The 23,908-nt window shown below is 56.9% G+C and carries 25 protein-coding genes and 5 tRNA genes; 14 read left to right on the top strand and 16 right to left on the bottom strand.

The window, feature by feature from the left end:
* Window positions 1-34: 34 nt before the first annotated feature.
* The 12 genes from csrA (at window position 35) to BWI76_RS22110 (ending at window position 6,162) form a co-directional block, all read left to right on the top strand.
* The gene (gene csrA / locus BWI76_RS22165; protein WP_000906486.1) at window positions 35-220 is read left to right on the top strand and encodes a carbon storage regulator CsrA; all 186 of its coding nucleotides are present in this window, start codon (window positions 35-37) and stop codon (window positions 218-220) included.
* 323 nt (window positions 221-543) lie between these two features.
* Window positions 544-636, top strand: a tRNA-Ser gene (locus BWI76_RS22160).
* Between the two features lie 4 nt (window positions 637-640).
* A tRNA-Arg gene (locus BWI76_RS22155) sits at window positions 641-717 on the top strand.
* Window positions 718-777: 60 nt separating this feature from the next.
* Window positions 778-854, top strand: a tRNA-Arg gene (locus tag BWI76_RS22150).
* 196 nt (window positions 855-1,050) lie between these two features.
* A tRNA-Arg gene (locus BWI76_RS22145) sits at window positions 1,051-1,127 on the top strand.
* Between the two features lie 192 nt (window positions 1,128-1,319).
* Window positions 1,320-1,396, top strand: a tRNA-Arg gene (locus tag BWI76_RS22140).
* A 203-nt stretch (window positions 1,397-1,599) separates the two neighbouring features.
* The gene (locus BWI76_RS22135; RefSeq protein WP_004132919.1) at window positions 1,600-1,914 is read left to right on the top strand and encodes a BON domain-containing protein; all 315 of its coding nucleotides are present in this window, start codon (window positions 1,600-1,602) and stop codon (window positions 1,912-1,914) included.
* Window positions 1,915-2,041: 127 nt separating this feature from the next.
* Window positions 2,042-2,608, top strand: a complete 567-nt coding sequence (gene yqaB / locus BWI76_RS22130; RefSeq protein WP_004123996.1) for a fructose-1-phosphate/6-phosphogluconate phosphatase — start codon at window positions 2,042-2,044, stop codon at window positions 2,606-2,608.
* The gene (locus BWI76_RS22125; protein WP_004123993.1) at window positions 2,605-3,033 is read left to right on the top strand and encodes a YqaA family protein; all 429 of its coding nucleotides are present in this window, start codon (window positions 2,605-2,607) and stop codon (window positions 3,031-3,033) included. The genes yqaB and BWI76_RS22125 overlap by 4 nt, the downstream gene beginning before the upstream one ends.
* A gap of 66 nt (window positions 3,034-3,099) precedes the next feature.
* On the top strand, window positions 3,100-4,656 hold the full coding sequence (gshA, locus tag BWI76_RS22120) for a glutamate--cysteine ligase (protein ID WP_004132920.1): 1,557 nt from the start codon (window positions 3,100-3,102) through the stop codon (window positions 4,654-4,656).
* 165 nt (window positions 4,657-4,821) lie between these two features.
* Window positions 4,822-5,337 (top strand): S-ribosylhomocysteine lyase, encoded by a 516-nt coding sequence (luxS, locus tag BWI76_RS22115; protein WP_004104795.1) that lies wholly within the window; start codon window positions 4,822-4,824, stop codon window positions 5,335-5,337.
* A 57-nt stretch (window positions 5,338-5,394) separates the two neighbouring features.
* Window positions 5,395-6,162 carry an AraC family transcriptional regulator gene (locus BWI76_RS22110; protein ID WP_004132922.1) on the top strand — a complete coding sequence of 256 codons (768 nt, stop codon included), beginning with the start codon at window positions 5,395-5,397 and terminating at the stop codon, window positions 6,160-6,162.
* On the opposite strand, the gene leuA is transcribed toward BWI76_RS22110, so the two are convergent.
* From leuA to BWI76_RS22040, 14 genes are all read right to left on the bottom strand, one after another.
* On the bottom strand, window positions 6,141-7,817 hold the full coding sequence (gene leuA / locus BWI76_RS22105; RefSeq protein ID WP_004132925.1) for a 2-isopropylmalate synthase: 1,677 nt from the start codon (window positions 7,815-7,817) through the stop codon (window positions 6,141-6,143). The genes BWI76_RS22110 and leuA overlap by 22 nt on opposite strands.
* Window positions 7,818-7,960: 143 nt before the next feature.
* The gene (gene emrB, locus BWI76_RS22100) at window positions 7,961-9,499 is read right to left on the bottom strand and encodes a multidrug efflux MFS transporter permease subunit EmrB (protein ID WP_004123984.1); all 1,539 of its coding nucleotides are present in this window, start codon (window positions 9,497-9,499) and stop codon (window positions 7,961-7,963) included.
* 15 nt (window positions 9,500-9,514) lie between these two features.
* Complete coding sequence (gene emrA, locus BWI76_RS22095; RefSeq protein ID WP_004123983.1) at window positions 9,515-10,687, bottom strand: multidrug efflux MFS transporter periplasmic adaptor subunit EmrA; 1,173 nt, start codon at window positions 10,685-10,687, stop codon at window positions 9,515-9,517.
* 131 nt (window positions 10,688-10,818) lie between these two features.
* Window positions 10,819-11,349, bottom strand: coding sequence for a transcriptional repressor MprA (gene mprA / locus BWI76_RS22090; protein WP_004104785.1), 531 nt, complete (start codon window positions 11,347-11,349; stop codon window positions 10,819-10,821).
* A gap of 91 nt (window positions 11,350-11,440) precedes the next feature.
* Complete coding sequence (gene ygaH, locus BWI76_RS22085; RefSeq protein ID WP_004132928.1) at window positions 11,441-11,776, bottom strand: L-valine transporter subunit YgaH; 336 nt, start codon at window positions 11,774-11,776, stop codon at window positions 11,441-11,443.
* A complete protein-coding gene (locus tag BWI76_RS22080; RefSeq protein WP_004132932.1) occupies window positions 11,766-12,512 on the bottom strand; it encodes an AzlC family ABC transporter permease in 747 nt (248 codons plus the stop codon). The genes ygaH and BWI76_RS22080 overlap by 11 nt, the downstream gene beginning before the upstream one ends.
* A gap of 241 nt (window positions 12,513-12,753) precedes the next feature.
* Window positions 12,754-13,749, bottom strand: coding sequence for a glycine betaine/L-proline ABC transporter substrate-binding protein ProX (proX, locus tag BWI76_RS22075; RefSeq protein ID WP_004132934.1), 996 nt, complete (start codon window positions 13,747-13,749; stop codon window positions 12,754-12,756).
* Window positions 13,750-13,811: 62 nt separating this feature from the next.
* Entirely contained in the window at window positions 13,812-14,876 is a 1,065-nt protein-coding gene (proW, locus tag BWI76_RS22070) for a glycine betaine/L-proline ABC transporter permease ProW (protein WP_004132936.1), read from the bottom strand.
* Window positions 14,869-16,071, bottom strand: coding sequence for a glycine betaine/L-proline ABC transporter ATP-binding protein ProV (gene proV / locus BWI76_RS22065; RefSeq protein WP_024358419.1), 1,203 nt, complete (start codon window positions 16,069-16,071; stop codon window positions 14,869-14,871). Before proV ends, proW begins: the two co-directional genes overlap by 8 nt.
* Before the next feature lie 345 nt (window positions 16,072-16,416).
* Entirely contained in the window at window positions 16,417-17,379 is a 963-nt protein-coding gene (gene nrdF / locus BWI76_RS22060; RefSeq protein ID WP_004132940.1) for a class 1b ribonucleoside-diphosphate reductase subunit beta, read from the bottom strand.
* 10 nt (window positions 17,380-17,389) lie between these two features.
* Entirely contained in the window at window positions 17,390-19,534 is a 2,145-nt protein-coding gene (gene nrdE / locus BWI76_RS22055) for a class 1b ribonucleoside-diphosphate reductase subunit alpha (protein ID WP_024358418.1), read from the bottom strand.
* On the bottom strand, window positions 19,507-19,917 hold the full coding sequence (gene nrdI / locus BWI76_RS22050; RefSeq protein WP_004135055.1) for a class Ib ribonucleoside-diphosphate reductase assembly flavoprotein NrdI: 411 nt from the start codon (window positions 19,915-19,917) through the stop codon (window positions 19,507-19,509). The genes nrdE and nrdI overlap by 28 nt, the downstream gene beginning before the upstream one ends.
* Window positions 19,914-20,159, bottom strand: a complete 246-nt coding sequence (gene nrdH, locus BWI76_RS22045; RefSeq protein WP_004135058.1) for a glutaredoxin-like protein NrdH — start codon at window positions 20,157-20,159, stop codon at window positions 19,914-19,916. Before nrdH ends, nrdI begins: the two co-directional genes overlap by 4 nt.
* 183 nt (window positions 20,160-20,342) lie before the next feature.
* Window positions 20,343-20,774, bottom strand: coding sequence for a carboxymuconolactone decarboxylase family protein (locus BWI76_RS22040; RefSeq protein ID WP_024358417.1), 432 nt, complete (start codon window positions 20,772-20,774; stop codon window positions 20,343-20,345).
* An 87-nt stretch (window positions 20,775-20,861) separates the two neighbouring features.
* Here BWI76_RS22040 and BWI76_RS22035 point away from each other — a divergent pair, with 87 nt between their 5' ends.
* Window positions 20,862-22,220 (top strand): PLP-dependent aminotransferase family protein, encoded by a 1,359-nt coding sequence (locus BWI76_RS22035; protein WP_024358416.1) that lies wholly within the window; start codon window positions 20,862-20,864, stop codon window positions 22,218-22,220.
* 63 nt (window positions 22,221-22,283) lie between these two features.
* Here the strand turns inward: BWI76_RS22035 and BWI76_RS22030 are convergent, their stop codons facing one another.
* Complete coding sequence (locus BWI76_RS22030) at window positions 22,284-22,610, bottom strand: DUF883 family protein (protein WP_004123945.1); 327 nt, start codon at window positions 22,608-22,610, stop codon at window positions 22,284-22,286.
* A gap of 149 nt (window positions 22,611-22,759) precedes the next feature.
* Between BWI76_RS22030 and BWI76_RS22025 the strand changes: the two genes are divergently transcribed.
* Window positions 22,760-23,110, top strand: coding sequence for a DUF2002 family protein (locus BWI76_RS22025; protein WP_004123942.1), 351 nt, complete (start codon window positions 22,760-22,762; stop codon window positions 23,108-23,110).
* A gap of 36 nt (window positions 23,111-23,146) precedes the next feature.
* Here BWI76_RS22025 and alaE read toward each other — a convergent pair whose 3' ends face one another.
* The gene (alaE, locus tag BWI76_RS22020) at window positions 23,147-23,602 is read right to left on the bottom strand and encodes an L-alanine exporter AlaE (RefSeq protein WP_004123939.1); all 456 of its coding nucleotides are present in this window, start codon (window positions 23,600-23,602) and stop codon (window positions 23,147-23,149) included.
* Window positions 23,603-23,908: the final 306 nt, after the last annotated feature.

Genomic DNA, 23,908 nt, shown 5'->3' with positions numbered 1-23,908 from the left:
GACCCGACTCTTTTAATCTTTCAAGGAGCAAAGAATGCTGATTCTGACTCGTCGAGTTGGTGAGACCCTCATGATTGGAGATGAGGTCACTGTGACAGTTTTAGGGGTGAAGGGTAACCAGGTACGTATTGGCGTTAATGCCCCTAAAGAAGTCTCCGTGCATCGTGAAGAGATCTACCAGCGTATCCAGGCTGAAAAATCCCAGCAGTCCAGTTACTAAGGTTTTCGCGCCTCGCTATTCGGTGAGGCGCCTCCTTCCATCCCCCGTTTTTGCCACTTTTCCTCTCCGATAGCCCCTCTTTTTTGTCTCTTTCTCCTCGTCCGCGACAATTATCTTTTGTGTTAGCAGCGGCGTAATCGCCAATTTCTTGTTGATAAAATACTCTTTTTGCCGTTTTCACAGGCTAATTGCGCGGGAAGTGTGCAAACGAAAAAAAGGTCTCGAAAAAAGGTTTGACTTATAAGTACCAGAAAGTAATATGTGCGCCATCGCAGCGACGAAGAGCAGAAACAAGTTCTTCGAAGCACTCGTAAGAGGCGTGTGGTGAGGTGGCCGAGAGGCTGAAGGCGCTCCCCTGCTAAGGGAGTATGCGGTCAAAAGCTGCATCCGGGGTTCGAATCCCCGCCTCACCGCCATTTTGCATCCGTAGCTCAGCTGGATAGAGTACTCGGCTACGAACCGAGCGGTCGGAGGTTCGAATCCTCCCGGATGCACCATCTTACTTGATACGGCTTTAGCAGCAGTATCAAAATCTGCAGTAAAGTAAGTTTCCCGATGCATCCGTAGCTCAGCTGGATAGAGTACTCGGCTACGAACCGAGCGGTCGGAGGTTCGAATCCTCCCGGATGCACCATATTCTCCGTACCTTCAGCAACGAAGATGTGGATGAGGTGGCGGTATTAGCCGCAAGCACCAGGGAGGATAACGTTGCTTTAGCAACGGCCCGAAGGGCGAGCCGCAAGGCGAGTCATCCTCCCGGATGCACCATCTCTTACTTGATACGGCTTTAGTAGCGGTATCAATATCGGCAGTAAAGCAAGTTTCCCGATGCATCCGTAGCTCAGCTGGATAGAGTACTCGGCTACGAACCGAGCGGTCGGAGGTTCGAATCCTCCCGGATGCACCATATTCTCCGAGATAGCAGCCACGCTGTTGTTTCATGGTCTGCGAGATAATCGCCAGCACCGGGGAGGATAACGTTGCTTCAGCAACGGCCCGAAGGGCGAACCGAGTGAGTCATCCTCCCGGATGCACCATCTCTTACTTGATACGGCTTCAGCAGCGGTATCAATATCGGCAGTAAAGCAAGTTTCCCGATGCATCCGTAGCTCAGCTGGATAGAGTACTCGGCTACGAACCGAGCGGTCGGAGGTTCGAATCCTCCCGGATGCACCATCTTCTCCGAGATAGCAGCCACGCTGTTGTTTCATGGTCTGCGAGATAATCTCCAGCCACTCTCTTTGTCTCAAAACCTCTTAAACGCAATAATTCACCTTGTCCTTCAGCACTTTTTTCATTGGCAACTCCCTCTTTCCACTATAATTTATTCCTGTTAACCGACCTGATCCTGGGTGGGATAAGTGCAAGGAGAGAAATCCATGAAATGGTTCAAAGCAATATCTGCGTGTTGCGCGACGCTTCTGGTCGCCGCCACGCTTGCGGGCTGCGCAGGTTCGTCCACAAAGGAAAGTACCGGTGGGTATATTGACGATACCGTCGTGACCACCAAAGTCAAAACCGCGCTCTTCAATGACAAAGAGATTAAGTCTTCGGAAATTAGCGTCCAGACCTTTAAAGGTCGTGTACAGCTCAGCGGCTTTGTCTCATCCGCCGATAGCGCTAAACGAGCGGTAGAAGTGACGCGAAAAGTGCAGGGCGTTCGTATGGTTGAGAACGATTTAAGAATCAAATAAACGCACCACACTGCATCTGTATCAACAAGGGCGCCATCGAGTGCCCTTGTTGCATCTACCGCTGGCAGCGACAAAGCAGACCTTTTGCGTTACAGTAACTCCTCCTTAACCGGTTGGTGAGAAGACGATGTACGAACGTTACGCAGGACTGATTTTTGATATGGATGGCACGATCCTCGATACCGAGCCGACGCATCGTAAGGCATGGAACGAGGTTCTGGGACGTTACGGTATGCGTTTTGATATGCAGGCCATGGTCGCGCTTAACGGTTCTCCTACCTGGCGGATCGCTCAGGCCATTATCGAATTAAATCAGGCTGATTTAGATCCTCACTCTCTGGCGCAGGAAAAAACGGACGCCGTGAAAGCGATGCTGCTTGATAGCGTCCGCCCCTTACCGCTGATTGAGGTGGTTAAGGAGTGGCACGGTCGTCGTCCGATGTCGGTCGGTACCGGCAGCGAGAGCGCCGTTGCTGAAGCGCTGCTGGCCCATCTGGGCCTGCGTCACTACTTCTCGGCGGTAGTTGCCGCCGATCATGTCGCCAACCATAAACCCGCGCCTGATACTTTCTTACTCTGCGCTGAGCGCATGGGCGTTGCGGCGGAGAAATGCGTGGTCTTTGAAGATGCGGACTTTGGTCTGCAGGCGGCGAAGCGCGCCGGAATGGATGCCGTGGACGTGCGGTTGCTGTGAGCGACTCGCTGTCGCTGATATCGCTGTTTGCCAGCAGCTTTTTGAGCGCCACGCTGCTTCCCGGCAATTCGGAAGTGGTGTTGATTGCCATGCTGCTGGCGGGGGTGAGCCAGCCCTGGTTACTGGTTTTAATAGCAATAATCGGTAATAGCCTTGGAGGGGTAACTAACGTTATTCTGGGGCGCCTGTTTCCGCTGCGCAAAACATCGCGCTGGCAGGAGAAGGCGTCCGGCTGGCTGAGGCGCTACGGCGCGGCCGCGCTATTATTAAGCTGGGCGCCTGTTATAGGCGATTTGCTGTGTTTACTGGCGGGATGGATGCGCATTTCCTGGGGACCAGTGCTCTTTTTTTTATGCCTTGGCAAAGCAATACGCTATATCGTCGTTGCGGCGATAACGCTTCAGGGCATGACGTGGTGGCACTAATTGGACTGATTGTTCAACCATTACAATTATGCTAATTCAAACGATTTCGACAGGCGGGAGGTCAAATTGATCCCGGACGTATCACAGGCGCTGGCCTGGCTGGAAAAAAATCCGCAGGCGCTGCAGGGTATTCAACGTGGTCTTGAGCGCGAAACGCTGCGCGTCAATGCTGACGGCACGCTGGCCACTACCGGTCATCCGCAGGCACTGGGTTCAGCGCTGACTCATAAATGGATTACCACCGATTTTGCCGAAGCTTTGCTGGAATTTATTACGCCGGTTGATGGTGATATCCAGCATATGCTCACCTTTATGCGCGATGTTCATCGCTATACCGCACGTCATATTGGCGACGAGCGCATGTGGCCGCTGAGCATGCCTTGCTATATCGCGCCCGGCCAGGATATTGAACTGGCGCAGTACGGTACCTCTAATATTGGCCGCCTGAAAACGCTGTATCGCGAAGGGCTGAAAAATCGCTACGGCGCGCTGATGCAAACTATCTCCGGCGTGCACTATAACTTCTCGCTGCCGATGGCTTTCTGGCAGGCTAAGTGCGGCGTGGAGGATGCCGAAAGCGGTAAAGAAGCGATCTCAGCGGGCTATTTCCGCTCCATTCGCAACTACTACCGTTTTGGTTGGGTGATCCCATACCTGTTCGGCGCTTCCCCGGCGATCTGCTCGTCGTTCCTGCAGGGCAAACCGACGTCGCTGCCTTTTCAGGAAGCCAGCAACGGCATGTACTACCTGCCTTACGCGACCTCGTTGCGTCTGAGCGATCTGGGCTATACCAATAAATCGCAAAGCAATCTCGGAATTACGTTTAACGATCTCTACGAGTATGTGTCAGGATTGAAGCGGGCGATTAAAACGCCTTCCGAAGAGTATGAAAATATCGGGCTGGAGAAAGACGGGAAGCGTCTGCAAATCAACAGCAACGTGCTGCAGATCGAAAACGAGCTGTACGCGCCGATTCGCCCGAAACGCGTGACCCGCAGCGGCGAAACGCCTTCCGACGCGCTGCTGCGCGGCGGTATTGAATACATTGAAGTGCGCTCCCTGGATATCAATCCGTTCTCACCGATTGGCGTTGACGAGCAGCAGGTGCGTTTCCTCGATCTGTTTATGGTCTGGTGCGTGCTGGCTGATGCGCCGGAGATGAGCAGCGACGAGCTGCTGTGCACGCGCACCAACTGGAATCGGGTGATTCTGGAAGGCCGTAAGCCGGGCCTGACGCTGGGTATTGGCTGCGAAACCGCGCAGTTCCCGCTGGCTCAGGTCGGTAAAGATCTGTTCCGCGATTTACGCCGCGTGGCGCAAACGCTGGATAGCATCCACGGATGCCAGGCCTATCAGCAGGCCTGCGATGAGCTGGTCGCCTGCTTCGACAATCCCGAATTAACCTTCTCGGCGCGCATTCTGCGTTCTATGCTTGAAGAGGGGATTGGCGGTACCGGCAGAGAGCTGGCCGATCGCTATCGGACGATGCTGCGCGAAGAGCCGCTGGAAATTTTAAGCGAGGCGGATTTTGTTGCCGAGCGTGAAGCATCGCTACAGCGTCAGGAGAAGGTGGAAGCGGCGGATAGCGAGCCGTTTGAAGCGCTGCTGGCAAGGCACGCGTAGCTTTCCGGGCCGTAAAAAAGAAAACGGCCACATCACTGTGGCCAAACTTTCATCTCTGATTCAGGGATGATGATGATAATAAATGCGCGTCTTTCATATACTCAGACTCGCTGCCTCAAAAAGAGTTCATTTTATTTTTAAAAAAATCACTATCGGAGGTGAAGAATGCCGTTGTTAGATAGTTTCACAGTCGACCATACCCGAATGGAAGCGCCTGCGGTGCGTGTCGCGAAGAAAATGAACACGCCTCACGGCGATGAAATCACCGTTTTCGATCTGCGATTCTGCGTGCCAAACCAGGAAGTGATGCCGGAAAGAGGCATTCATACCCTCGAGCACCTGTTTGCCGGCTTCATGCGCGATCACCTGAACGGCAATGGTGTGGAAATTATCGATATCTCTCCGATGGGTTGCCGCACCGGGTTTTATATGAGCCTGATCGGTACGCCGGACGAGCAGCGCGTCGCGGATGCCTGGAAAGCGGCGATGGCCGACGTGCTGAAGGTGAAAGATCAGAACCAGATCCCGGAGCTGAACGTTTACCAGTGCGGAACCTACACCATGCACTCGCTGGAAGAAGCTCAGGAAATCGCTCGCCATATCATCGAGCGCGATGTCCGCGTCAATAGCAACGATGAGCTGGCGCTGCCGAAAGAAAAACTGCAAGAACTGCACATCTAGTGCTTCTGCCACGGCCCGGCGAACCCCGTCGGGCCGCTATTCCCTGACGCCGCGGCGATGTCGACGACTTTAACCTTCAATTTTCAACACCGTTCGCTGGTGCCTTTTGCCCATGATTACGCTCATGGCGATAGCGAACCCTGGCATCAGCACGATTGCGCCCAACTGCTGCATATTCTCAGCGGCGTGGTGCGGGTGGAAACTGCGCATGGCTACTGGGTCGTGCCGCCGGGGCGAGGCGTCTGGCTGCCCGCCGGTACCCCGCACACCCTACGGGTTACCGGCGCTGCGGCTGCGCGAACCCTGTTTATCGATCCCCTCGCGCGCGCCGATCTTCCCGCTGCCTGCCAGATAGTGCAGGTGACTCCGCTGCTGCGTGAACTGATTGTCGCGTCGCTGACGCTGGCGGAATCCTACGCGCCGGGCAGCCGCGATGAACGCATCTACGAACTGATCCTTGATGAAATTCGCGTCATGGCGGTGCTGCCGTTTGGCCTGCCGGAGCCGCAAAGCGAAGCGCTGCGCCGTTTATGCCAGAAGGTAAGAGAAGCGCCCGGCGACTCGTGGAGCAGCGCCGAGGCGGCGAAAGAGAGCAGCATGAGCGAGCGCACGCTGAATCGTCATTTTCAGCAGCAGACCACGCTCACCTGGAGTGAATGGGTGCGCCGGGCGAAGCTGATGGAAGCGCTGGTTCGCCTGGCGCAGGGGCAGTCGGTACTGCGGGTGGCGCTGGATCTCGGCTACGGTAGCCACAGCGCTTTTAGCGCTATGTTTCGCCGGGTAACAGGCGTCGCCCCCAGCGACTACTTCCGTTCGCCGGAGTAATGGCCTGCGCTCATCGCATTGCACAGCGCCTGCAGCGAGGCGCGCGCCACGTCGTTATCAATTCCCACCCCCCAGCGGCTGTCGCCATTCGGGAAGACGCAGCGAATATAGGCGACTGAACGGCTGTCGCTACGTTCGCCGAGGGTATGCTCGTGATAATCCTTAATCACGATGTTTTGCTTTAACAGGCCGCTCAGCCCGCTGGCGGCTGCGGACAGCAGGCCGTTGCCGCGGCTCTGCAAACGTCGCGTTTCGCCGGCGATGCGCAGGGAAGCCTGCAGAGAAAGCTGGCCGTCCTGCTGGCTATCGCTTTGGTAATCCAGCAGCGCCAGCGGCGGCTGGGGGACCAGCCCGTAGCGTGCGCGAAACAGTTGCCACAGCGCGTTGTGGGTCATCTCCTTACCATGCGTATCGGTTTCGCGCTGGACGTGCAGGCTAAAATCCTGCTGCAGCGCGCGCGGCAGCTTCAGGCCATGATTCTGTTCAATCAGCCACGCGCTGCCGCTTTTGCCGGACTGGCTGTTAACGCGGATCACCGCCTCGTAGCTACAGCCGATATCCTGCGGGTCGATAGGCAGGTAGGGCATTTCCCAGCGATCGCCGGGCCGGCGGGCGTCGAACCCTTTTTTGATCGCATCCTGATGCGAGCCGGAAAAGGCGGTATAGGCCAGGCTTCCCGCCCACGGGTGGCGCGGATGAACCGGGATCTGGTTGCAGCTTTCGACGATTTCGACCACCCGGTTCATCTCAGCGAACCTGAGCCGGGGATCGACGCCCTGGCTGTAGAGATTCATCGCCAGCGTCACCAGACAGACGTTACCGGTGCGCTCGCCGTTGCCGAACAGGCAGCCTTCGACGCGGTCGGCGCCAGCCATCACCGCCAGCTCCGCGCTGGCGACGCCGGTTCCCCGGTCGTTATGCGGATGAACGCTAATGCACACATCGGCGCGGCGCGAGAAGTGACGACAAAAATACTCAATTTGATCGGCATAAACGTTAGGCGTGTTCACTTCTACCGTCGCGGGCAGGTTGATAATCATCGGCCGTTCGGCGCAGGGCTGCCAGATTTCCGCCACCGCTTCGCAAATCTCCAGCGCGAATTCCGGCTCGGTAAAACAAAAAGTTTCCGGGGAGTACTCGTATTGCCAGCGGGTCTGCGGCTGCTGTTCGCACCGTTGGCGGATAAGCCGGGTAGCGCGGGTCGCCAGCTCGACGACCTGCGCTTTGTTCATTCCAAAAACCCGCTCGCGGAACAGCGGAGCGGTGGCGTTATAGAGGTGAACGGTGGCGCGGTGGGCGTCGCGCAGCGATTCGAAGGTCCTGAGGATTAAATCTTCCCGCGCCTGGGTCAGCACCTGAATCGTCACGTCCTGCGGGATGCGCCGTTCTTCAATAAGTTGACGCACAAAGTTGAAATCGGTTTGCGAAGCCGAGGGAAAGGCCACCTCGATCTCTTTAAATCCGCACTCTAGCAGCAAGTCCCAGAACTGCAGTTTGCGCGCGCTGTCCATCGGCTCGGCCAGCGCCTGGTTGCCGTCGCGCAGGTCGGTGGAGAGCCAGCGCGGGGCACGGGTAATTTGCTGCTCCGGCCAGCGGCGGTCGGGCAGGGCAATCGGCGGATAGGGACGGTATTTTTCACCAGGTTGAGTCAGCATGATTTTCTCCTTCTAAGCGAGTCTTTATCGTGCATGACAAGGCGAAAAGGCATCTCCAGCGAACTGGACATAAACTAGCGCAAACTGGACAACCTGCGCGGCGGCCATAAAAAAGGGATCCGCAGATCCCTTCAGGTCAAACCTTAGTGCGCGCCGCCACCGCCGCCGCCGGCGCTGAACGGCGGTCTGGCAAACCACACCAGCCCGAGCAGAAGGATAAATATCGCCGCCGAGAACCAGAAAATTTCGTTGGCGGAGATAATCAGCCCCTGGTTGGTTATCTGCTGCGCGATCCAGCCGGACGCCTGCTGCTGCGTCATCCCTAATCCCTGCAGCTGGTCATACATCTGCTGGGCGTTGGGATTATACGGCGTCACCGACTCGGTAAGCTGAGCATGGTGCAGCGCCTCGCGGTTCGTCCACATGGTGGTGGTAATCGAGGTGCCGATGGAGCCCGCCAGGGTACGCGTGAAGTTCGACAGGCTCGATGCCGCCGCCAGCCTTTCCGGCGGCAGACCGGAAAGCGTAATGGTCGTCAGCGGCATAAAGAAGCAGGCCACCGCAAAGCCCTGGATAAACTGCGGCCACGCCGAGGCGCCGAAGTCCATACCCGGTTCGAAGGTCCACGCGCGCCAGTAAAAACAGACCGCGTACATGATAAAGCTGAAGGTGACCAGCCGACGCATATCCAGCTTATGCGCGAAGCGGCCGATAATCGGCGACAGGATAACCGGGATCACCCCGACCGGCGCCGAGGCCAGACCGGCCCAGGTGGCGGTATAGCCGTATACCTCCTGCAATAGCTGCGGCAACAGCACGATAGCGCCAAAGTAGAGCATATAGGCGAGGCTGATACACAGGCAGCCGATGGTGAAGTTTCGCGACTTAAAGAGCGACAGGTCGACTATCGGGTTGTCGTCGGTTAGCTCCCAGACGATAAGGAAGCTTATCGCCACCACTGCGACAATGGTCAGGATGATGATCTCGTTCGAGGCGAACCAGTCCAGCTCTTTACCCCGGTCGAGCATCACCTGCAGGCTGCCGATACCGATGATCAGCAGCGCCAGGCCGACGCCGTCGATCCGCCGCTGCTCGGTGCGGGTTTCGCGGTTGCGCAGGGTCTGTAGCGTCATCACCACCACGGCGATACCAATCGGCACGTTGATAAAGAAGATCCAGCCCCAGTGGTAGTTGTCGCTGATATAGCCGCCGAGGATAGGGCCGCAAATCGGCGCGACGATCACCGTCATTGACCACAGCGCCAGCGCGATAGAGCGCTTGGCGGGCGGGTAGTTGCTGAGCAGCAGACTTTGCGACAGCGGGATCAGCGGACCGGCGACGATCCCCTGAATCACGCGGAAGAAAATCAGCATCGTCAGGCTGTTTGACATGCCGCAGGCCCAGGAGGCGATGGCGAACGCCACCGTCGACCAGAGGAACAGCTTCACTTCGCCAACGCGCTTTGCCAGCCAGCCGGTAATCGGAATGGAGATAGCGTTCGCTACCCCAAACGAGGTGATAACCCAGGTGCCCTGGCTCAACGATGAGCCAAGGTTACCGGCGATGGTGGGGATGGCCACGTTGGCGATGGTGGAGTCCAGCACCTGCATAAAGGTCGCGAGCGACAGCGCAATGGTCATAATGACCAGCTGCGCGCCTTCCAGCGGTTTTTGCTGTTGCATTACGCTCACCCCGAATTATCCGGCGTTGGCCTGGATGATGTCGTTTATCAGCTTATTGACCGGCTCGAGGCCGATTTCGCGGGCATTACTTTCGTAAACCGGGGAGCTACGCACCTGACTTGCCAGCATCTCGCCGCCGCGGTCGGTGGTGTTCACCTCAACGAGGGTCGACAGGCCGATGCGCAGCGGGTGCTCCGCCAGCTGTTTTTCATCCAGCTCAATACGTACCGGCAGGCGCTGAACCACTTTGATCCAGTTGCCGGTGGCGTTCTGCGCGGGCAGCAGCGAGAAGGCGCTACCGGTACCCATATCGAGGCCGACCACTTTACCGGTGTATTTCACATCGTCGCCGTAAATATCGCTGATCACGGTGGCCGGCTGACCGATACGCATATGCGCCAGCTGCGTTTCTTTAAAGTTGGCGTCAATCCACAGGTTGGTCGCCGGAACGACGGCCATCAGCGGCGTGGTGCTGCTGATTTGCGCGCCGGGCTGTACGGAGCGACGCGATACGTAGCCGCTAATCGGGCTGACGATTTTTGTCCGCTGCAGGGCCAGCCAGGCGTTACGCACTTCGGTGGCCGCCTGCAGCACAGCAGGCTGCTGTTCCAGCTTCGTACCCAGCACGATTGCCTGGTTGGCGTTGTACTGCTGAATCGCCACGTCCAGTTCGGCCTGGGCGCTGGCAACCGTGTCGCGGGCGTGCTGCAGCTCTTCGCGGCCAATCAGGTTGGCGGCCCCCAGCGGAATACGGCGGTTAAGGTCGGTCTGCGCCTGGGAAAGCGCGGTTTTTTTAACCTCAATGCTGGCCTGCAGCTGCTTGCTGTTGATCATCTGCTGGCGCGTTTGACGCACGCTGGCGGCCAGCTGGGTTTGCGCTTTTTCAAACGCCTGCTGGGCATCGGTCTGGTCGAGGGTGACCAGCGGATCGCCTTTTTGCACGTAGTCGGTGTTGTCGGCCCAGACTTTCGTCACGCTGCCGGACACCTGCGCCATAATTTGCACCTGATTCCCTGCCACATACGCGTCATCGGTCTCTTCGAAGTGACGCAGTACTAAAAACCAATAAATCCCGTATGCCACGGCAACAATAATAAAGAGCAAGGTCAGCAGCAGCAGGGCGCCTTTACGCTTCCCTTTTTTGCTGCCCGGTTGCTGCGGGGTTTGGCTCTCCGCATTTGCGCTCATGTTATTCTCCACGATCTTATTATTTCACATCGGCTGAGCCGACCTGTTTATCAGAAAGGCCAGCAGAAGATCTGCTGGCCTGTTCGTTTCTTTGTCAATCCAGAAAAAGCGTTGAGCGGTTGGTTCCGCGCTTAGCGCAGAGACTCCGCAAGCACGCCATCCTCTTCCATTTGGTCGAGGCGACCAAGCAGTTTACGGGTGATGTGCTCGAGCTGATCTTTTTCGCTGGTGCTTAAAGAAGACCAGAGCTGATGCAGGCAGTTGTGCTGCGGCGGTAACACTTCGCGCAGGAACTGATGCCCCTTTTCGGTGAGCTGTAAATGCAGGCAGCGACGATCGTTATCGCTTTCGCGGCGCTCAATCCAGCCGCGTTTTTCCAGCTCGTCGGCAATGCGCGTGGCGTTGGTACGGGAAGAGCCCAGCGCGCAGCTCAGCTCAGAAGGCTGAATGCTGTGGTTTTCCTGAGACTCAAGCGTGATCAGCGCCATAAACAATGTCTCGTTAATCCCTTGCGCTTTCAGCATCTTGTTACGGTTTTCCAGCAGCTTTCCCTGCATATGCATGCAAAGGCGGGTGAGCAGAATTTCCTGAAAAGGAAAGTCTTCGTGACGGCTGGCGCGGAACTTGAGCATTTGCTCAATGGGAGTAAACGAACTATCCATTTTGGTTATGACCTCATTAATTACAGTCGATATAATAACTATTGTGACAAATAAATCAAATGAATTATTGACAAAAATTGATACTTTAGGCTTATAGCCATAGGCCGATTTTCCAGACAACACCGTAGGTTAGGGCGCTTAGAAGCGTAGGCAAAATAATGCTGCGCGTTTTCCAGAAGGCCAGGCCCAGCACGGCGAAGCCAGCCAGTGTAGGCAGCAGGCGGCGGGCGTCGTGGAGAATTTCCGGCACGCTGGAGACCACCAGCAGCGCGCAAATAGAGGCGATGCCGATGGTATCGAGCAGCACGCCGATCGGACCGCGACGCGTCGGACGCGCGTTGTCGGCGCGCAGGCGCAACGGCAGATAGCGAAACAGATAGTTTACGCAGCCGACCACAACGCCGATCGTCAGGACATCACTGTTCATCGGGCATCCCCTGTAGGCTGGCCTGTACCAGAGCGGTCAGGCAGCCGCAGACAATCCCGGCCAGGATGGCGGCGGGTATGGAAAACAGAATCATTCCCCCCAGCGCCCCTGCCAGCGCGGCGGTCACGCTAAGCGACTGCTTGCGCTGGAAAGAAGCCAGTAAAAAACTCATAAACAGCGCGGGAAGCATAAAGCCCAGCGCCGCCTCCACTGCCGGAAAGTCGGTCAGCAGGCCGCTGCCTGAATACGCGCCGATCAGCGTGCCGAAGACCCACGACGCCCAGGACAGAAAAGCGATACCGATCATCCAGCTTTCGCTCCAGCGTCGACCGTCGCGTACCAGTTTAGCGGTGGCGGCGGCAAACACCTCATCAGTCAGGCCGAACGCCCAGATCGCGGTTTTTTTGTTGCTCAGCGCGCGCGGGATGCGGCTGCGCAGGGAAGGGCCGTAGAGAACGTGACGAACGTCCATCGCCATGACGGTGAGCGCGGCGACCCACAGCGAGCTTCCCGCCGCCAGCATCGCGACGATCACGAACTGGCTAGCACCCGCGTAAATAATGCAGGAGAAGAACAGGCTTTCCAGGGGAGTGAAGCCGAGCTTCGTGGCGTTGAGGCCGAAGGCGAAGGCCACGGGAATATAGCTAATGACGATAGGCAGGCTGTCTTTCAGGCCTTCAGCCAGCGTGGCCTCAGCGGCGGGAGGGGTATGCGTCAATGCGTCAGAATTTTCCATAGGAATTGCTTATTAATCACTCACGTGAAAATCACATGATTAAACAGGTAGATTTACCTTAGCAGAGAGCCGTGCGGCTTAACAGCCGCTAAGAGGCTGATGGTTAAAGTTATGCACATTTTTTGCATATAAACCCATCGGGCGGGTAAGGCGGGGCGATGATAGCGAAGGTGGAGTCTGTATGTTCTGATGGCCCGGAAAGGCGGGAGCCTTTCCGGGGAAACGCGATAAAAGCGGGAGATTATTTCTGCGCGGCCAGCGCTTCGTTCACCCAGCCGTCAAACTGCTGCTGGTGGGCTTTGATCCAGCCGTCGACGTGGCCCTGAATATCCGCTTCCGAACCATGCCCCTCGTGCATCATGGCATTCTCGGCGTTGATATCGGCAATCGGCAGCTTCATGATGCTAAACAGCTTCGCCGCCGCCGGGTTTTTCTCGGCCCAGGCTTTGTTGGCGACGATATGCATGGTGCTGACCGGGAAGCCGTAGTTGGCGCCATTAGAGAGCTTCGTGTCGATATTTTTTTGCACGCCCGGCAGGGAGGAGAACGGTACCTGCAGCCAGACGACGTCTTTACCCGGTTTCAGCACATCGCTGACCCAGTAAGGCGTCCAGGTGTAGTAGATGACCGGCTTGCCCTCTTTATAGCGGGCAATGGTGTCGGCCATCATGGCGGCATAGTTCCCCTGATTGTGGGTGACGGTGTTATTCAGACCATAGGCATCAAGCTGATGGTTAATTACCGCTTCACAGCCCCAGCCAGGCGTACAGCCGGTCAGGTCGGCTTTGCCGTCGCCGTTGGTGTCGAACAGTTTGGCGATTTTCGGATCTTTTAGCTGGTCGATAGATTTGATGTGGTACTGCTCGGCGGTTTTCTTATCAATCAGGTAGCCCTGCGCCGCGCCGTTCACAAATACGCCTTGGCGGTAGAACTTTTTATCGCCGCCGGCGGCAGCGTACATATCGTCGTGCAGCGGCTGCCAGTTGACTGCGGTAAAGGTGGCGTCGCCGGAGGCGAGCGAGGTATAGCCGACGTTGTAATCCACTTCGCTCGGCTTATCGACGGTATAACCGAGCTTCTCCAGCGCGCGGCTGACCAGCAGGGTCTGGAAGGTCTCTTCCGAAATAGTGCTCTGAATCGGCTTAACGGTAATGCCTTTGCCAGGCAGATCCGCCGCGAAGGCGGTGGTGGAAATGAGGGCGGTTAACGCTGTGGCAAGGATCGCTGTATGTCGCATCGTTGTTCCTTTTACTTATCAGAAGGGGAGTCTATCCCCCCGATTGCCGGGGGGATGGGCTCTTATTTACAGAAAGGGCGAGTTATCAGCCCCAGTGGGCCGGTTGCATACCAGCGGCGGTTGCCGCGACTGCGCGAGTCCCGTCCTACGGCCTGAGTCAGACGGTCAAGAATAATGGCGAGGATAACAATCCCGACGCCGCCAACGGTGGCCAGGCCCATATCAAGGCGACCGATGCCGCGCAGTACCATCTGGCCGAGACCGCCAACGGCAATCATCGAGGCGATGACCACCATCGACAGGGCCAGCATCAGCGTCTGGTTGACCCCGGCCATAATAGTCGGCATGGCCAGCGGTAGCTGAACCTTAAACAGCAGCTGACGCGGGCTGGCGCCGAAGGAGCGCGATGCTTCAATCAGATCCGCCGGCACCTGGTTAATCCCCAGAATGGTCAGGCGGACAATCGGCGGCAGGGCGAAGATAATGGTGACCACCACGCCCGGAACGTTGCCGATACCGAACAGCATCACGATGGGCACCAGGTAAACAAATGCCGGCGTGGTCTGCATCGCGTCGAGCAGCGGACGGATGATTTTCGCCGCCCGCGGGCTGCGCGCCAGCCATATCCCAAGCGGCAGGCCGATCAGCATACAAAACAGCAGTGCGGTCAGCACCAGCGCCAGGGTTACCATCGCCTGCGACCAGGCGCCGATAGCGCCGATGGCGATCAGCGAAATCAGCGTCGCCGCGCCCATGCCGACGCTGGAAATCTGCCAGGCAATCAGCGAGAAAATAATAATCGCCACCGGCGCCGGCATGCCCAGCAGCAGCTGCTGGAAGGCGCTCAGGATGTAATCCACCGGTACGCGTATTCCCTGGAATAGCGGACGGAAATGCATCACCACCCAGTCGATGCCGTGCGTGACCCAGCTATCGAGCGGGATCAGCGTGTTATGGAACGGGTCCATAATATTGAAGTGTTCCGGCTGCGGCGCGGGCGCGCTGCTCAGCCAGTCGGCGCTGCCGCCGTTGGTCGGCGCTGGCGTAGAGGTGCCCCAGGCATCGGCGGATTGCGCTGCGCTATCCGCCGCCGGCGCGGTGTCCCACGGATTAGATTGATCAGCCATTGTTTGCCCCCTCGCGATCTAAAGCCTGCAGCAGCATGCGTTTGGAAATGATGCCGACGTACTGTTGCCCTTCATCGATAACCGGCACCGCACACGGTGCATGGCCGACGTGAGAGAGCAGCTCGCTGAGCGGCGTTTGCGCATCCACCGCCTGCGGGGAGTCGATTAACGCCGCATCGATTCCCTGGCCTTCGCTCAGCGCGGCTTTCAGAGAATCAATGGAGATAATGCCAACAAACTTATTCCCGCGTTCAATGACGTAGCCATATTCGCGGTCTTCATCCTGCAATAATTTCAGCGCGGAGCGCGGGCCGAAACCAGGCGTTTTACGAATCAGCCCCACCGGGCTGCGGCGGGCAATATCTTTAGCGCTGAACACCTGGCTAATATCGACGCCGCGGAAGAAGGTTCGGACATAATCATTGGCCGGATTATTGAGTATTTCATCCGGCGTGCCGACCTGAACCACTTCACCATTTTGCATAATGGCAATACGATCGCCAATCCGCATGGCTTCATCGAGATCGTGGGAAATAAATACCACGGTACGCTGATGCCGGGCCTGTAATTTAGTGAGCTCATCCTGCATTTCGGTACGAATTAATGGGTCGAGCGCTGAGAAGGCTTCATCCATTAACAGAATATCGGGGTTAATCGCCAGCGCGCGGGCGAGACCAACGCGCTGGCGCATGCCGCCGGAGAGTTCGTCCGGGTACGCATGAGCATAATTTTCCAGGCCGACCTGACGCAGCGCCTCCAGCGCTTTTTCCTGGCGTTCCTGAGTCGGCACGCCGGCCAGCTCCATGCCGAAACCGGCGTTGTCGAGCACGGTCATATGCGGCATAAGCGCAAAGGATTGAAAAACCATCGCAATCTTTTTTCTGCGCACCTCGCGGAGCTCGGCGTCAGAGATTTTAGCGATATCGACGCCGTCGATCAGGACCTGGCCGCGGGTGGGTTCAATCAGGCGATTGAGAAGGCGAACCATGGTGGATTTCCCCGAACCGGAGAGCCCCATGATGACGAATATCTCGCCTTCTTCAATGGTCAGACTGGCGTTCTTTACGCCAAGCGATAACCCCGTCTTTTCCAGTATTTGTTCTTTCGATAGTCCTTTGTCGATATATTTGAAAGCCCGCTGCGGGTGCTCGCCAAATATCTTATAGAGATTCTTGATTTCTAATTTAATTGCCATGCAAGAGAGTGTTTCCTGTTATTTATTAATATCGATATGGTACCCGGTGGTGATAATTGCTTTTTTACACCCTAACATACTGAGAATCTGTGACAACCCTTTATGTGGCGTTGCCAGGGAAATGCGCGGGAGAGAATTCCGGTACATCCCCCGTGATATAAGGGCTGAGCGCGAATGACTTGTGGTCGATATTTTTTAGTTATGTTGCCTTAATTCAGGTGAAAATCGAGGGCATGTTGTTGAATATGACACGGTGATGACCGAAAGATATTGAGTGAGGTGAAAACAAATAATGTGAAATAAATCACCAGGAAATATGCTGATATATTCCTGGTGAAAGTAAGGCTAAAAGTCCCAATCGGCGTCGACGGTTTCTTCCGCTTTTCCCATCACATACGATGAACCTGAACCGGAAAAGAAGTCGTGGTTTTCGTCGGCATTCGGCGAGAGCGCGGCGAGGATCGCCGGATTGACGGCGGCCATTTCCGCCGGGAACAGCGCGTCGTAGCCGAGGTTCATCAGCGCCTTGTTGGCGTTGTAGCAGAGAAAGGCGTTGACCTCCTCAATCCAGCCGCTATCGGCGTACAGTTCACGGGTGTAGGCCAGTTCGTTGTCATACAGATCCATCAGCAGGTCGAGGGCGAAGTTTTTCATCTCTTCGCGCTTCTCGGCGCTGACTATTTCCAGTCCTTTCTGGAATTTGTAGCCAATGTAATAACCGTGTACCGCTTCATCGCGGATAATCAGGCGAATCAGATCGGCGGTGTTGGTCATTTTCCCCCGGCTGGAGAAGTACATCGGCAGCCAGAAACCGGAGTAGAAGAGGAAGGATTCGAGAAAGACGCTGGCGATTTTTTTCTTCAACGGTTCATCTGCCTGATAGTACTCCAGCATCAGCTGCGCTTTGCGCTGCAGCGGCGCGTTTTGTTCGCTCCAGGCATAGGCGGCATCGACGTCTTTGGTCTGGCAGAGCGTCGAAAAGATTGAGCTGTAGGAGCGGGCGTGCACCGCCTCCATAAAGCTGACGTTCGACAGTACCGCTTCCTCGTGCGGGGTGAGGGCGTCGGCCATCAGCGCCGGCGCGCCGACGGTATTCTGGATGGTATCGAGCAGGGTCAGCCCGGTGAAGACGCGAATCGTCAGCTGCTGCTCCGCCGGGGTGAGGGTTTGCCAGGCGGGGATATCGTTGGACAGCGGCACCTTCTCCGGCAGCCAGAAGTTGCTGGTCAGCCGATTCCAGACCTCCAGATCCTTATCATCTTCAATCTTGTTCCAGTTGATGGCGCTGATGCGCGATAAATGGGTCATCCTGTTCTCCTTATAGCGCGCAGGACACGCAGCCTTCAATTTCGGTACCTTCCAGCGCCAGCTGGCGCAGACGGATGTAATACAGCGTTTTGATGCCCTTCTTCCACGCGTAGATTTGCGCTTTGTTGATGTCGCGCGTGGTGGCGGTATCGGGGAAGAACAGGGTTAGCGACAGCCCCTGATCGACGTGACGCGTCGCCTCGGCGTAGGTGTCGATGATCTTCTGCGGGCCGATTTCGTAAGCATCCTGATACAGCGCCAGGTTGTCGTTGGTCATAAACGGCGCCGGATAGTAAACCCGTCCGGTTTTCCCCTCCTTGCGGATCTCAATCTTCGACACGATCGGATGGATGCTGGAGGTCGCGTGGTTGATGTAGGAAATCGAGCCCGTCGGCGGCACCGCCTGCAGGTTGCGGTTATAAATACCGTAGCGCATCACGTCATCGCGCAGCTGCCGCCACATATCGCGGTCGGGCAGAACAATACCGGCACGGGCGAACAGCGCGCGGACTGTCGCCGTTTTCGGCTGCCAGTCGCCTTCCAGGTAGGGGCGGAAATAGTCGCCGCTGGCGTACCGCGACTGCTCGAATCCGGCAAAACGCGTCCCTTTTTCCCGCGCTATCAGCATCGAGGTGCGCAGCGCGTGCCAGGTGATGGTATAGAAATAGAAATTGGTGAAATCCAGGCCCGCTTCGCTACCGTAGGCAATACCTTCGCGCGCCAGATAGCCGTGCAGATTCATCTGCCCAAGGCCGATGGCGTGCGAAGCGGCATTGCCCGCCGCTACCGACGGTACCGAACGGATGTCGCTCATCTCGGAAACCGCCGTCAGGCCGCGCACCGCGACCTCGACCGTGCGGGCGAAATCAGGAGAGTCCATGGTGTGGGCGATATTCAGCGAGCCGAGGTTGCAGGAGATATCCTGGCCGATGCTGGCGTAATCCAGGTTTTCGTCAAAGGTAGAAGGCGAGTTGACCTGCAGGATCTCCGAGCACAGGTTGCTCATATTGATGCGCCCGGCAATCGGGTTCGCGCGATTCACCGTGTCTTCAAACATGATGTACGGATAGCCGGACTCAAACTGAATTTCCGCCAGCCGCTGGAACAGGTCGCGGGCGCGGATCCAGCGTTTGCTGACCCGCTCGTCGGCCACCAGTTGCGCATACATTTCGCTTACCGCGATATCGCCGAACGCTTTACCGTACAGGCGCTCGACGTCGTAGGGGGAGAACAGCGCCATCTGCGCATCTTCTTTCGCTAGCTGAAAGGTGATATCCGGAATCACGACGCCGAGAGAGAGCGTTTTAATGCGGATTTTTTCATCGGCGTTCTCGCGTTTGGTATCCAGGAACCGCAGGATATCGGGATGATGGGCGTGCAGATAGACCGCGCCGGCCCCCTGGCGCGCGCCGAGCTGGTTGGCGTAGGAGAAGGCGTCTTCCAGCATTTTCATCACCGGTACCACGCCGGAGGACTGATTCTCGATGCGCTTGATTGGCGCCCCGGCTTCGCGAAGGTTGGAGAGCAGAAACGCCACGCCGCCGCCGCGCTTGGATAGCTGCAGCGCCGAGTTCACCGCCCGGCCAATGGATTCCATATTATCTTCGATACGCAGCAGAAAGCAGGAGACCAGTTCGCCGCGCTGCTGTTTACCGGCGTTGAGGAACGTCGGCGTGGCGGGCTGAAAGCGCCCGGAGAGGATCTCATCGGTCAGTTGATGGGCCAGCGTCTCGTTACCCTGCGCCAGGGCCAGGGCCACCATGCAGGTGCGGTCGGCAAAGTCTTCCAGGTAGCGCTTTCCATCGAAGGTTTTCAGCGCGTAGCTGGTATAGAACTTCCATGCGCCGAGAAACGTCTGGAAGCGAAAACCGCCGTCCCGGGCATGGGCAAATAGCTCGAGAATAAACTGGCGATCGTAGCGTGCCAGCACCCTGGCATCGTAATAGCCTTCGGCGACCAGCCACGTCAGCTTGTCGTCCTGGCTGGCGAAGGGCACGGTATTGGGCGCGACGTGGCTGGCCATAAACGCCGCCACCGCCTGATGGTCTTTGTCAAACGGGATGCGGCCGTTGCTGTCGTAGAGATTCAGCATCGCGTTGAGGGCGTGGAAATCCGGCGCCTCGCTGGTTATACGTTCTGCGGTTGTCGTTGCCAAAATTCGCTTACTCCTTTACGCACGTTGTCGACATCTTGCGGGGTGCCCATCAGTTCAAAACGATAGAGATACGGTACGCCGCATTTCAGCTTGATGACGTCGCCAGCCCGGCCATAGGCCTCGCCAAAATTGCGGTTGCCCGCGGCGATGACGCCGCGAATGAGCTGGCGGTTGTGCGGATCGTTAAGAAAGCGGATCGCCTGTCGAGGGACCGCGCCCGCCGTGCCGCCGCCGCCATAGCTGGGGACGATGAGAATGTAGGGTTCGTCTACCTGGATGCGCTCGCGCTCGTTAAGCGGAATACGCACGGCGGGCAGCCCCAGACGCTGGACAAACCGGTGCGTGTTTTCCGAACTGCTGGAGAAGTAGACGATCAGGCTCATACGCTGGCCGCTGTAACTGTCGGGCGCAGGCGGTTGATCATGTCGGGACGAAAGCCGGACCAGCGGGTCTCTCCGGCAATGACCACCGGCAGCTGGCGGAAACCTTGCTCGCGCAGCAGATCGACGGCTTCAGGATGGTGGTCGATATTGATCGTGTCGAATTCAAACCCGCGGGTTTCCATGGCCCGCTTAGTGGCATGGCACTGTACGCAGTCGTTTTTAGTGTAAATAGTAATGCGCATGATTCGTATTTCCATTTAAAATAGCAGTACGGCGCTAAAACTGACGTCGCGTGCTATGGGTTACCGATAAAGGAAATACTAGATGTAGTTATTTAAAAGTTCAACAACGCAATATATATGGTTTTTGTAAAGATTAGCCCCCGCAAAAGGATTCTGCGGGGGGCGGGACTTTGTAACGTGAGATTACAGGCGCATGCTTACCGCCAGGCGGTTAAAGGCGTTCATCAGGCTGATGGCGAAGGTCAGATCGCTAATCTGGCGGGCGCTAAAATGGTCCAGCAGCGGCAGATAAACATCGTCTTGCGCATGGCTTTCGGCGATATGGGTGACCGATTCCGCCCACGCCAGCGCCGCGCGTTCGGCATCGCTGAAATGGGCGCTCACCCGCCAGCCTGCCAGCGCGTCCAGCTTGTTCTGCGCCACACCGGATTTACGCAGGGCTTTGCTGTGCATCTCCAGGCAGAAGGCGCAGCCGTTGATTTGCGACACCCGCAAATACACCAGTTCGATCAGCGCGCCATCCAGCTCGCTTTTTTCCAGCGCAATTTTGGCCTGAACCAGGGCGTTATAGACTTCCGGGCTCAGTTCATTGTACGGCTGACGTAGTGTGTTCATTTTACTCTCCTCATTAAGACGCGAGGAAAATAGCACTATAATGGACTGCATAAGATAGCCATATTGTGATGAAAAAAGCAGACCATGATGGACGCCCAAAAAATCCCCCACTACCGACGCATTGCCAGGCAGCTTAAGCAGGCGATTGAACGCGGCGAGCTGGCTCCCGGCAGCAGGCTGCCTGCGAGCCGGGTATATGCTCAGGAGCTTGGCGTATCGCGGGCGACGGTTGAGAACGCCTGGGGCGAGCTGGTGGCGCAGGGGTGGCTGGAGCGGCGCGGACAGGCGGGGACCTTTGTTAGCGAGCGGCTTATTCCGCAGCAAAACGCGCCCGTTCAGCCCGTCGCGGGCGATGAGCCCGCGGCGCCGCTGCCGTTTCAGCTGGGGCTGCCCGCGCTGGATCTGTTTCCACGCGGCCTGTGGGCGCGCGTGATGGGGCGGCGTCTGCGTACGCAAACGCGTTTTGACCTTGCGCCAGGCGATCCCTGCGGAGAACTGACGCTTCGCCGGGCGATCGCCGATTATTTGCGCCTGTCGCGCAGCATTGAATGTCGGCCTGAGCAGGTCTTGATCACCGGTAGCTACGCGGCCTCGATGCGCCTTATATTGCGCACGCTGGCGCGGCCTGGCCAGCAAATGTGGATGGAAGATCCGGGGTTTCCGCTGATCCGCCCGGTAGTGAACGACGAGGGGGTAGCGATCAACCCCGTTCCGGTCGACGACGACGGGATGGATATTGCCTGGGCGCAGCGGCATTACCCGACTGCCCATTTCGCGCTGCTGACCCCGGCTCATCAGAGCCCGCTCGGCGTGGCGCTCTCGCTGTCCAGGCGCAGACAGCTCCTGCTATGGGCGGCGCAGAATACCGCGTGGATTATCGAAGATGATTACGATAGCGAATTCCGCTATCACGGTAAGCCGCTGCCGCCGCTGAAAAGCCTCGACGCCCCGCAGCGGGTCATCTATGCCGGGGCGTTCAGCAAGTCTTTGTTTCCGGCATTGCGCGCTGCCTGGCTGGTGGTGCCTGAACCGCTGGTGGCGCAGTTTCGTGAACAGGCCGCGCTAATGAGCTGTAGCGTGCCGACGCTGTGGCAGCAGACGCTGGCGGATTTTATTCGCGAAGGCCACTTCTGGCGACATCTGAAGAAAATGCGCGCCAGCTATGCCCAGCGCCGCCTGTGGCTTGAGTCGGCGCTGCGCGCGCAGGGCTTTACCGTGGTGCCTCAAGCGGGGGGGATCCAGATGGTGGTCAGGGTGGCCGGTGACGATCGCCTTCTGGCGCAGCGCGCCAGGCGGGCCGGTCTGGCCGTCCAGGCGCTGAGCGACTGGCGGATGGAGAGTCGGGGAGATGGGGGGCTGATCATGAGCTTCACTAATCTGACGTCGGCGGAAATGGCCAACGAGGCCGTGCGTAAGCTTGATGCCGCGCTTTACGCGAAGAGATAACAAAAACCCCTGCAGAGCAGGGGTCGACGCGTATTTGTTATCTTCATGGGTCTGGCAGTTTTATTATCGACGTAAATTCAGTAATACGCCAATAAATACCCCAACGGCTGCTGCGGCGCCGACGCTTTGCCACGGTTTGTCGCGCACGTAGCTGTCAGCGCAGCCCATGGCGTCGCACGCCGCCTGCTGGACGCGGTTGTTGCCGTTAAGCCGGGCGCGGGTCTCTTTCAGCAGCGCCTGCGCTTTTTTGCGCGCGGCCTCCGCTTCGTCTTTGGCGTCGCTGCCCCACGATTTCAGCACCTCTTCCAGCGTATCCGCTAATTGGCTGACATCGTTATGGATATCTTCAGCGCTCTCTTCTACGTTGTTGCGGTTTGCTCGGTTGGCCATTGGTTTCTCCCTTAATTCCATTGAGTCTATAAGTGTAGGACAAGATTTTGAATTATGCTGTAAATAGCCCTTTATGGAATATTCCGAAAGCGTTGCCTTTAATGAATAAGGTAAGGTTAACGTGCGGTAAAAGATAATGAGGAATGAGTATGTATTTAAGACCCGATGAGGTGGCGCGTGTTCTTGAAAAAGCCGGCTTCACCATGGATGTTGTGACGCAAAAAGCGTACGGCTATCGCCGTGGCGATAATTATGTTTATGTGAACCGTGAAGCTCGTATGGGGCGTACCGCGTTAATTATTCATCCGGCTTTAAAAGAGCGCAGCACAACGCTTGCGGAGCCCGCGTCGGATATCAAAACCTGCGATCATTATGAGCAGTTCCCGCTCTATTTAGCGGGGGATGCTCAACAGCATTATGGTATTCCACACGGGTTCAGTTCGCGAATGGCGCTTGAGCGTTTTCTGAGCGGCCTGTTTGGCGAAACGCAGTATAGCTGACAAAAAGCGGCTGGCGGAACCAGTCGCTTTTTTGCATCAACTCAGGCTTTGGCCTGCGGGCAGGGGGCTGACGCGGAACAGGCGACGGCAGTAGTCGAGGAAATAGCCGTACGCGGCGCCCATCATCATTGATACCACGATATTGGAACTCACCGCCGCGGCTATCTGATGCCAGTCGGCGCCGACAACCAGCAGAATCGCCACGTATACCGGTGACTGGAACGTCACATAGGCCACCACATCGGCAATGTTCTTCATCCAGCCGGACGCGCTGATGCGACGCGCCTGGCGCATCGCGAAATCGCGATAAAAGCCGTAAGGCACCGCAATAATAATGTTCACCGGAATCGCCACCAGTCGCGAAGATAACGACTGCTGAAAAGTCATTCCGGAGAGAAAAATTTCGATCATCATGTTTACAACGGTGCAGTAAACCACCATCGCAAAGGTGTCTGCTACCGCATGACGCAAGCGGGACTGCGCAGAGAACATCGGTGTGCTCCTCGAAAATGAAGTCGATAATGCCAGAAGATTGGCGGGAAATCAGCGTTTTTGGGTGCCTGTTTTGATGTGCGTAGATTATATCTCTGCATTAAAAGAGGCAACTAGCTATAAATTTTTATTTAAAGGCTTTTGGTCGATAAAATACTCTGCTTCAGGCTGTTTTTTGTTCGTTACGCTACTTTTGTTGCCATTGTTTATTTTTATAATACATTTCAAATAGATAGTTGATTTGTGCGCTGTAGGGATCGGCGGGAGGCCGGAGCGAGAGAGGGCGATTGCGCGACAGAATCGCGT

The organism is Klebsiella sp. M5al, from assembly GCF_002090195.1.
Taxonomy (GTDB): Bacteria; Pseudomonadota; Gammaproteobacteria; order Enterobacterales; family Enterobacteriaceae; genus Klebsiella; species Klebsiella grimontii.
This window is presented reverse-complemented; position numbering and strand designations above follow the sequence as displayed.